The organism is Streptomyces sp. NPDC001617, from assembly GCF_053596855.1.
The window spans coordinates 245,493-254,276 of the sequence record NZ_JBSFHA010000004.1 but is presented as its reverse complement, the minus strand read 5'-3'; the positions used below and the strand labels follow the sequence as shown (position 1 = coordinate 254,276).

Genomic DNA, 8,784 nt, shown 5'->3' with positions numbered 1-8,784 from the left:
GCGCGACGAGGACGCGGTGCTGGTGGTCGACGAGATCGGGGACGTGAAGAAGGGCACGCACACCGTCGGTGTCCAGCGCCAGGACACCGGCACCGCCGGGAGGATCGAGAACGCGCAGTTCGCCGTCTACCTGGTCTACGCGGGCTGCCGCGGACATGCGGCGGTGGACCGGGAGCTGTACATCCCGCGCTCGTGGACGTGCGACCCGGACCGCTGCCGGGCAGCGGGATTGGGTGAGGACATCGTCTTCGCGACCAAGCCGGAGCCGGCCGTCCGCATGATCGGCCGATTCCTTGACGCCGGGCACCGCGTGGGCTGGGCCGCGGGGGACGAGGTCTACGGCGGCAACCCGAAGCTGAGGGCGGCGCTGGAAGAGCGCGGGGTCGGTTACGTGCTCGCCGTCGCCTGCTCCCACGAAGTCACCACCGGTGCGGGGAAGCTCCGAGCGGATGCGCCGGCCGCCAAGGCGCCGAAGCGGGCCTGGCAGAAGCTGTCGGCGGGAGCCGGCGCCAAGGGGCACCGCTTCTACGACTGGGCCGTCATCGACCTGGCCGAACCCCGGCCCGGCAGCCACCAGCTACTGATCCGCCGCAACCGCACCACCGGCGAGCTCGCCTACTACCGCTGTTGGTCACCTGCCCTGGTGCCCCTGGCCACGCTGGTGCGGGTTGCCGGGTCGAGATGGCGGGTGGAGGGAGACCTTCCAGGCCGGAAAGGGCCTGGCCGGACTGGACGAGCACCAGGTCCGCCGCTTCACGTCGTGGTCGCGCCGGGTCACCCTGGCCATGCTCGCACACGCCTTCATCGCCGTTGTCCGCGCCGACGAGCACGCCCGCCATCCCGCCCCCGACGAGCTGATCCCGCTCACCTGCAACGAGATCCAGCGACTGTTCACGACGCTCGCCGTCCGGCCCGTACACGATGCGGCCCACCGGCTCCGCTGGTCCGCCTGGCGACGCCGCCACCAGGCCCGAGCCAGACCAGCCATTACCGCCGACAAGTCGCGAATCAGACATGAAGATCACGATCTACGGCTGGAGTACTAAGGCAGCCCTGTCGCCGGGTAATACGGGCGGGAAAACTATTCCCGCGTCACGGCATAACCGGGCACTGAAGGCCAGCGAACCGTCAGCAATACGGAATCCTCTTCCGCAAACCAGGAGTGGTCGACTCCGGGACCCCAGACCACGTAATCTCCCTGCTGCTCCAGCAGAACACTCCGCAGAGGGAATTCCACCCGGAAACGGCCACTGACAAGCACCAGAAGAGCGGTCCGCTTTTCACCCCTCACCCACTGCAGCCGCTCGTCGCCGCGAGGATGAACACCCCATTTGACCTCAACCGCCCCGCTGTGCCGAGGATCATCCAGTTCCTTGAAGTGGCCAAGGATCCATCCTCGGTCCAGCGGCGCGTCTTTACCTGCGTTTCCCACATAAACCCGGTCGCTCATGAGCCTGGAATATATCAGCCGCCGGGAAATCCCATTACGGCTGCTCCGGGCTCGACATTCTCACCCCGTGCAGGCACGGACGAACGCGTCGGCCAGTTCGACGGGGCGGGTGAAGAGGGCCTCGTGGCTGCCGGGGGTCTCGATCATCAGCGGGTTCTTCAGACGCTGGGGGAAGCGCTCGGCCCAGTGCCACTCGCCGGGGAGGGAAAGGTCCTCCTCGGACAGGACGTAAGCGGTCGGGATGTCCAGCGCGTAGAACGCGCTCGTGTCCGGCTTCTCCGTGAAAGTGCCGAGTGGCTGCGGCACGAGAAGGGAGTGGACGATTCGCTGTGTCTCCTCGTCGGCGTCCTGCATGAACGCCTGCTGGAACACCTCGAACGGGAAGGTCACTCCGTTGTTGCCGGAAGCGGCCGCCACGGCGCGGAACATCTCGCCGTAGTGCGGCGGGCACGCGTCGATCAGCGACTCGCCGTCGTTGGGGACGAACGCGCTCCAGAAGACCAGCCGACGCAGCCGGGAGGCCAGCCGGGGCGCCGCGCCCACCAGCACGTAGCCGCCCCAGCTGTGGCCGACCAGCGTGATGTGCGTCAGACCGGCGCGTTCGACGTACTCCACAAGGCTGTTCACACAGTCGGTCAGGGTCACGTCGCGCGGGTCGTCGCCCTCGCCGAGTCCGGCCAGCGTGGGGGTGTGCACCTCGTGCCCGGCGGCCCGCAGCTCGTTCGCGACGGGGCGCCAGGCCCATCCTCCGTGGCAGGCTCCCGTCACCAGGACGAAGGTCTCGCTCATGCCGATCTCCTTTGATCGTTGACAATCACTGACAAGCGCTGACAAGCACTCGGTCACAGCCAGCGCGGGAGCTTCGGCAGCTCGCCGCGCAGTTCTTCGGTGCCGCCCCGGCCGGTGAGCCAGGCAGCGAGGGCGTGCGGCGGCCCGGAGACCGTGGCACCGCTCGCGGAGGGCGTTCCGAGTACGACGGTGCCGTGGCCGTCCGCCGTCAACTCGGCCCCGCTCTCCGGCCCGACGCGGGCCGACATCCACCCTGCGACGTCCCGTACGAGGACCCAGGCGAGGTCCGGCGGCAGCACGTCCATGCCGACGCCCACCCGCAGGTCGACCAGGTGGATCCACACCTCACGGGCCCGTAGCCACGGCACTTCGGACGCCGGAATCTCGCGGCCCTGTCCGCTGATGACCGCGGCCGACCATGCGTCGTCCGTCAGCGCCTCGGCCGCTTCGGTGAAGCGGGCGGCCGACTCCCGTACGTCCGCGGCCTGTTCGGCCAGGGGTCGGTCCGCGCCCGCCTCGATGTCCGTCGTCCGCCGGTCGGGCGAGGGGTACATCGGGGTGGGGATGCCGGTGCGGGCCCAGTTCAACAGGTTGACGAGGGCGTCTGCGTTGCGGGCGAGGTGGGTGAGGAGGTGGCCGCGGGTCCAGCCGGGCAGGGCGGAGGGCGCGGACACCGAGGCCGCGGCCAGGGAGCCGACCGTATCCTCCAGCCTGCGCTGTCCCTCGGCCACCCAGGCGAGAACCCGCTCGGGCTCTCTCACGGCTTGTCCTCGACGACCGTGTTCACGCACTCCCCGATGCCCTCGATCACGGTCCGTACGACCTGCCCGGGCTTCAGGAACACCTTCGGATCGCGGGCCGCGCCCACCCCGCCCGGCGTCCCGGTGAGGACGAGGTCGCCCGGCTCCAGTGTCGTGAAGGTGCTGAGGTACGCGGCGATGTCCGCCGGGCTGAACAGGAGGTCGGAGGTGCGCGAGCGCTGCATGACCTCGCCCTCCACCTCCAGGCGGATCTCCAGGTCGGCCGCGTCGTCGATCTCGTCGCCGGTCACCAGCCAGGGCCCGGCCGGGGTGCTGGCCTCCCAGGCCTTGCCCTGCAGCCACTGCGGGGTACGCCACTGCCAGTCCCGCATGGAGATGTCGTTGACGACGGTGTAGCCGGCGATCGCGGCGGCCGCCTCCTCCCGGCCGGCCCGGCGGCGCAGTCGCGAGCCGATGACGAAGCCGAGTTCGGCCTCCCAGTCCAGCTGTTCGGTCTCGCCCGGGTGGACGATGTCGTCGCGGGCGCCGAGCAGGACGTTGGCGAACTTGCCGAAGAGGGCCGGGTACGACGGCATCTCGCGGCCCATCTCGGCGATATGAGTGCGGTAGTTGTGCCCCACGCAGAAGATCTTGGCCGGGGTGGTGACGACCGGGGCGAGGTCGAGGGCGGCCACCTCGTGCGCCGGGCCGTCGGCGGCGGCAGCGGCCGTACGCCAGTCGGGGCGGCGGAGCAGGGCGGCGACGTCGGGGGCGCCGGTCTCCACGGCGGTGTCGCCGTCGAGACGGACGGCCGCGGTGCCGTCGGCGGTGCGGATGGTGGCAAGCTTCATGAGGCGCTGCTCCGGGAGGTTTCGGTACGGGCGAGGTCGAGCGCCTCGTAGACGGGCGCGTCGTTGAAGGTGAACAGGTCGAGCGGGGTCTCGGCGGCGATGGTCAGGGCGCACCAGGAGGGGACGGCGATCAGGTCGCCGTCGGACACCTCGATCTCGCGGTCGTCGAGGGTGATGGTGGCGCTGCCGCGGAAGACCTGCCAGACGGAGGAGCCGACGGTGCGGCGGGTGGCGGTGACGGCACCGGGGCGCAGGCGGTGCATCTCGGTGCGCAGGCTGGCGAGGGCGTCGCGGCCGGTCGCGGGGTTGGTGAAGCGGATTCCGGCGTGGCCGGGCTCGATGACACCCGGGTGCCCTTCGTCCTCCAGCTCCAGCTGTGCGGTGAGGGCGTCGTCGGTGTCGGCCCAGCGGTAGGCCATCAGGGGGGAGTTGGGGGTGGCCGGGGCGGCGATCGGGCGCAGGCCCGGGTGGCCCCACAGCCGTTCGTTGCGCGAGCGGGAGGGGGTGGACCGGTCCGACACCCCGTCCTCGCCGAACTCGAAGAACCCGGCGTCGAGTCGGTGCACGAGCGGGATGTCGAGGCCGTCCAGCCAGACCATGGGGGCGTCGCCGACGTGGTGGTGGCCGTGCCAGTGCATGGACGGGGTGAGCAACAGATCGCCGGGGCGCATCTCGACGGCGTCGCCGTTGACGACCGTCCACACGCCCTCGCCCTCCAGGATGAACCGGAAGGCGCCCTGCGAGTGCCGGTGCGCGGGGGCGACCTCGCGCGGACCGAGGTACTGAACTGCCGCCCACAGATTGGGAGTCGCGTACGGCCGTCCGGGCAGGCCGGGGTTGGCGAGCGCGATGGCGCGGCGCTCGCCGCCGCGTCCGACCGGCACCAGGTCGCCGGAGCGGCGGGCCAGCGGCAGCAGGGTGTCCCACTGCCAGACGTGCGGGACGGCCTCGGGGCGCGGGGTGAGCGGCATGAGGTCGCCGATCTCGGTCCACAGGGGGATGAGTCCGGACGCCGCGAAGTCGTCGTAGAGCTTGCGGAGTTCGGGGTCCGTCTCCGTCGGGGCTATGACCGGGTCAGTGGCCATCGGGGGCTCCTTCGGCGTCGAGCCGGCGCGCGATGTCGGCGCGCAGGGCTTTCTTGTCGATCTTTCCGACCTTGGTGGCGACGAGTTCGGGGACGGTCACCAGCCGGTCCGGGAACTTGAAGCGGGCGACGCCCGCGACCTCCATCACGTGGTGGACGTCGTCCAGGGTCACCGTGTGGCCCGGTTCCGGTACGACGTAGAGGCAGACGCGTTCGCCGAGCCCGGGGTCGGGCATGGCGACGGCGGCGGCGCGGGCGACACCCGGCGTCTGGTAGGCGAAGTTCTCGATCTCCTCGGCGGAGATGTTCTCCCCGCCCCGGATGATCATGTCCTTGTCGCGGCCCTCGACGACCAGGTTGCCGTCGGGCCGCAGCCGCACGATGTCGCCGGTGCGGTACCAGCCGTCCTCGGTGAAGGCGCGCGCGTTCTGTTCCTCGGCCCGGTAGTAGCCGCGCGGGGTGTACGGGCCGCGGGTGAGCAGGACGCCCGGGGTGCCGTCGGGGACCGGGTTGCCCAGCTCGTCGACGACGAGGAGCTCGTCGTCGTCGCACATGGGCCGCCCCTGCGTCGTACAGACGACGTCTTCCGGGTCGTCGAGGCGGGTGTAGTTGAGCAGGCCTTCCGCCATGCCGAACACCTGCTGGAGGGTGCAGCCCAGCTCGGGGCGGACGCGGCGGGCGACGTGGTCGGCCAGCCGGGAGCCGCCGACCTGCAGCACCCGCAGCGAACCCAGGTCGGCCTCCGGGTGGTCGGCGCGGTGGTCCAGCCAGCGCTGGGCGATGGCCGGGACGACGGCGGTCGCGGTGACGCCCTCGCTCTCGATCAGCGCGAAGGCCTTCTCGGGGTGGGGCGAACCCAGCACCACCCGGCCGCCGTTGAGCAGCGCGCCGAGCAACCCGGGGCAGGCGAGCGGGAAGTTGTGTCCGAGGGGCAGGGCAGCGAAGTAGACGGTGTCGGCTCCGAATCCGCAGACCTCGGCGCTGCGGCGGGCGTTGTAGACGTAGTCGTCATGCGTACGGGCGATGAGCTTGGGCAGTCCGGTGGTGCCGCCCGAGAGCAGGAAGACGGCGATCGAGCGGCTGTCGGGTCGGTACGCGTCCACGGCGGCACGGTCTGCGGGAGTGCTGGGTGATGCACACAACTCCCCCAGATCCACGGCCTCGTCGGCGACCTTGTCGCCGAGCACCAGCACATGCCGGAGAGTCGGCGCCTGCTCGGCGATCTCGAACGCCATCGCCTGATGGTCGTGCCCCTTGAGCAGGTCGGGGACCGCGACGGCGACCGCCTCGCTGTGCTCGACCAGATGGCCGACCTCGTGTCTGCGGTGTCCGGGCAGCGCCATCACCGGGATGACCCCGAGCCGGAGGCAGGCATAGGTGAGGATCACGAACTCGGCGGTGTTGGGCAGTTGCACCACGATCCGGTCGTCCGGGCGGAGCCCGAGGGCGGCCAACCTGAGCGCCAACGCATCTGCGCGTTCCGCAAGCTGACGGTACGTCAGTCTCCGTTCGCCGTCCACGAGTGCGACCGCGTCGGAAGTGGCGGCGTGCAGAAGGTCGCCGATCGTACGGCCCTCCCAATACCCTCTGTCCGCGTACCGTCTGGCGTACTCCGCGGGCCAGGGCACAGCGCCTTCGCTGCTCGGCCTGGGCATGGTCGGTCTCCTTAGCGGTCCTGTGCGGGTGGAGCGGTGGGGACGATCACGGCGTCCAGTGCGATCAGTCCGTCGGCGGTGAGCCGCAGGGGGTTGATCTCGATCTCGGCGGTGTCCGGGCTCGCGGCGAGCGCGGCGGCCAGGGCCGCCACGACACGGCCGAACTCGGCCCGGTCCAGCGCCGGTCCGCCGCGCCAGCCGTCGAGCAGGGCGCGGGCGGCGAGTTCGTCGGGCATCGCGGCCGCCTCGGCGGTGGAGACCGGGGCGAGCCGGATCGCCACATCGGCGAGCGCCTCGGCGGCCGTACCGCCCAGGCCGGCGAGGACGACCGGTCCGAACACCGGATCGCGCCGTACGCCGAGCACGAGGTCGACGCCGTCGGGGGCCATCGCCTCCACCAGGCAGCGACGGCCGGGACCGATGGCGTCCAGCGCCGCGTCGAGCTGCTCGGGGGTGCGCACCCCGAGGTGGACTCCGCCGATCTCCGTCTTGTGCAGGATCGTCGCGTCGAGCACCTTGACCGCGACGGGCCCGCCCAGCAGGCGCAGGGCGTAGTGGGCGTCACCACGGCCGTCGCAGGCGACGCGGACGGGGGTGCGGATGCCGAGCCCGGTGAGGAAGGACTTGGCGGCGTCCTCGTCGAGCGGCCCGGGAGGCACGGACAAGGCGGTTTCCGGCGAGGACCCCGCCGCGGCCCGCTCCCCCACGGCGCGCTGTCGCGCGTCCGTCACCAGGGCCCGTACGGCGTTCGCGGCGGAGGCCGGTCCGGAGAGCGCCGGAACGCCGGTCTTGTGCAGGCGCGCCCGCTGCTCCGTGACGTCCTCGGGCAGTCCGCCGACGACCACCACGGCCGGGGAGTCCGGGCCGAGGCCGGCGTCCTGGGCTGCCGTGACCAGGTCGACGCTGTCGGGTTCGGCGAGGGCGTAGACGGACAGGAGGTCGATCGCGGGGTCGGCGGCGGTGGCGGCGAGGACACGCGCGAAGGTCTCCGAGGGGCGGCCGGTGTCGACGGGATTGCGCTGGTACGTCAGCGGGGGCAGCAACTCGCCCAGCGTCCGCTGCGTGGCCTCGGTCAGCTCAGGGGTCCGGATGCCGTCCGTGCCCGCCCGGTCGGCGAGCAGCAGCCCGGGGCCGGCCTGGGCGGTCACGATCCCGAGCCCGGGGTCGGGGTGCGGGCGCAGCCGGATGCGGGACAGCACGGTGAGCGCGTCCACCAGCTCCCGTTCGTCGTCCACGACCACCGCCCCGGCCTGCCGCAGCGCGGCCCGCGTGGTGCGCCAGGAGGTGGCGAGTGCGCCGGTGTGCGAGCGGGCGAAGTCTCCGATGTCCGTACGGCCGACGACCAGCGCGACGACCGGTTTGGCGGCGGCGAGGCGGCGCACGGCCGCCACCAGCCGTGGCCCGTCCGGCACGGTCTCCAGGTGCAGGGCGACAGCGGTCGTACGACCGTCCGTGGCCAGGTGTTCCAGGACGTCCGCGGCGGTGACGTCGAGGCCCGCCCCGATGCCGACGCCGAGGCTGATGCCGTTGCCTGCGGCGGCCAGGTCGAAGGAGAGGGCGTGGTTGACGCCCCCGCTGGCCGCGACCACGGCGATGTCCCCGGCCGGCAGCCGGCCGGCCGCGGGCACGAAGCTGGCGGTCAGGCCCAGGTGGGGAGCGAAGAAGCCGGAGGTGTTGGGGCCGAGCAGCCGGACACCGGTCTCCCGGGCGACACGCAGCAGTTCTTCGGCGTACGCCGCGCCCTCCGGACCGGCCTCGCCGAACCCGCCGGCGCAGACCAGCGCGGCACGACAGCCGGCGGCGGCCGCCTCGGCCAGCGCGTCCGCACAGCCTGCGGCGGGCACGCACAGCACGGCCAGGTCGAGGGAGCCGTCGGCGTGGGCGGCCGCCTCGGCGACGGACGCGTACACACCCTCGGCGGGCTCCGGTCGGCGTGCGTTGACCAGCGCCCGGGTACCGGGAAAGGCCGCGAGCGAGCGGGCCATGGCGGCACCCAGCTTGCCGCTCTGCCGGGAGGCACCGATCACTACGACGCCCTTGGGCGCGAGCAGCGGGGTCAGGTCCGAGGCCGACGGTGCCGGCGCGGTGCCTGATGCGTCAGATCCGGATGAGCCGGCAGCGGCCGACTGCACGGCCGCCATGCCCCGCGCGCCGGGCCGGGATGGCTCGGCAGGGGCCGGGTTCGAGGCCGACTGCACGATCGCCGCGCCCCGCG

The 8,784-nt window shown here is 72.2% G+C and carries 7 protein-coding genes and 1 pseudogene; 1 reads left to right on the top strand and 7 read right to left on the bottom strand.

Features of this window, described 5'->3' with window-relative positions:
- A pseudogene (locus tag ACWC09_RS05425) lies at positions 1 to 1,018 on the top strand (IS701 family transposase); the annotation flags it as partial.
- Positions 1,019 to 1,081: 63 nt separating this feature from the next.
- On the opposite strand, the gene ACWC09_RS05420 reads toward ACWC09_RS05425, so the two are convergent.
- The 7 genes from ACWC09_RS05420 to ACWC09_RS05390 all read right to left on the bottom strand — a co-directional run.
- Positions 1,082 to 1,450, bottom strand: coding sequence for a signal peptidase I (locus ACWC09_RS05420; protein ID WP_450848715.1), 369 nt, complete (start codon positions 1,448 to 1,450; stop codon positions 1,082 to 1,084).
- 60 nt (positions 1,451 to 1,510) lie between these two features.
- Positions 1,511 to 2,239 (bottom strand): alpha/beta fold hydrolase, encoded by a 729-nt coding sequence (locus ACWC09_RS05415; protein WP_450848713.1) that lies wholly within the window; start codon positions 2,237 to 2,239, stop codon positions 1,511 to 1,513.
- A gap of 53 nt (positions 2,240 to 2,292) precedes the next feature.
- Positions 2,293 to 3,000, bottom strand: coding sequence for a maleylpyruvate isomerase family mycothiol-dependent enzyme (locus ACWC09_RS05410; RefSeq protein ID WP_450848712.1), 708 nt, complete (start codon positions 2,998 to 3,000; stop codon positions 2,293 to 2,295).
- Positions 2,997 to 3,830 (bottom strand): fumarylacetoacetate hydrolase family protein, encoded by an 834-nt coding sequence (locus ACWC09_RS05405; protein WP_450848710.1) that lies wholly within the window; start codon positions 3,828 to 3,830, stop codon positions 2,997 to 2,999. Before ACWC09_RS05405 ends, ACWC09_RS05410 begins: the two co-directional genes overlap by 4 nt.
- A complete protein-coding gene (locus ACWC09_RS05400; protein WP_450848708.1) occupies positions 3,827 to 4,915 on the bottom strand; it encodes a cupin domain-containing protein in 1,089 nt (362 codons plus the stop codon). The genes ACWC09_RS05405 and ACWC09_RS05400 overlap by 4 nt, the downstream gene beginning before the upstream one ends.
- On the bottom strand, positions 4,905 to 6,569 hold the full coding sequence (locus ACWC09_RS05395) for a (2,3-dihydroxybenzoyl)adenylate synthase (RefSeq protein WP_450848706.1): 1,665 nt from the start codon (positions 6,567 to 6,569) through the stop codon (positions 4,905 to 4,907). The genes ACWC09_RS05400 and ACWC09_RS05395 overlap by 11 nt, the downstream gene beginning before the upstream one ends.
- An 11-nt stretch (positions 6,570 to 6,580) precedes the next feature.
- On the bottom strand, positions 6,581 to 8,784 hold a 2,204-nt coding region (locus ACWC09_RS05390; RefSeq protein ID WP_450848704.1), incomplete at its 5' end, for an acetate--CoA ligase family protein.

Excerpts from the sequence above, each read along its gene's own strand:
- ACWC09_RS05420 (WP_450848715.1), bottom strand. The coding sequence starts at position 1,450 with ATGAGCGACCGGGTTTATGTGGGAAACGCAGGTAAAGACGCGCCGCTG.
- ACWC09_RS05395 (WP_450848706.1), bottom strand. The coding sequence starts at position 6,569 with ATGCCCAGGCCGAGCAGCGAAGGCGCTGTGCCCTGGCCCGCGGAGTAC.
- ACWC09_RS05400 (WP_450848708.1), bottom strand. The coding sequence starts at position 4,915 with ATGGCCACTGACCCGGTCATAGCCCCGACGGAGACGGACCCCGAACTC.
- ACWC09_RS05405 (WP_450848710.1), bottom strand. The coding sequence starts at position 3,830 with ATGAAGCTTGCCACCATCCGCACCGCCGACGGCACCGCGGCCGTCCGT.
- ACWC09_RS05415 (WP_450848713.1), bottom strand. The coding sequence starts at position 2,239 with ATGAGCGAGACCTTCGTCCTGGTGACGGGAGCCTGCCACGGAGGATGG.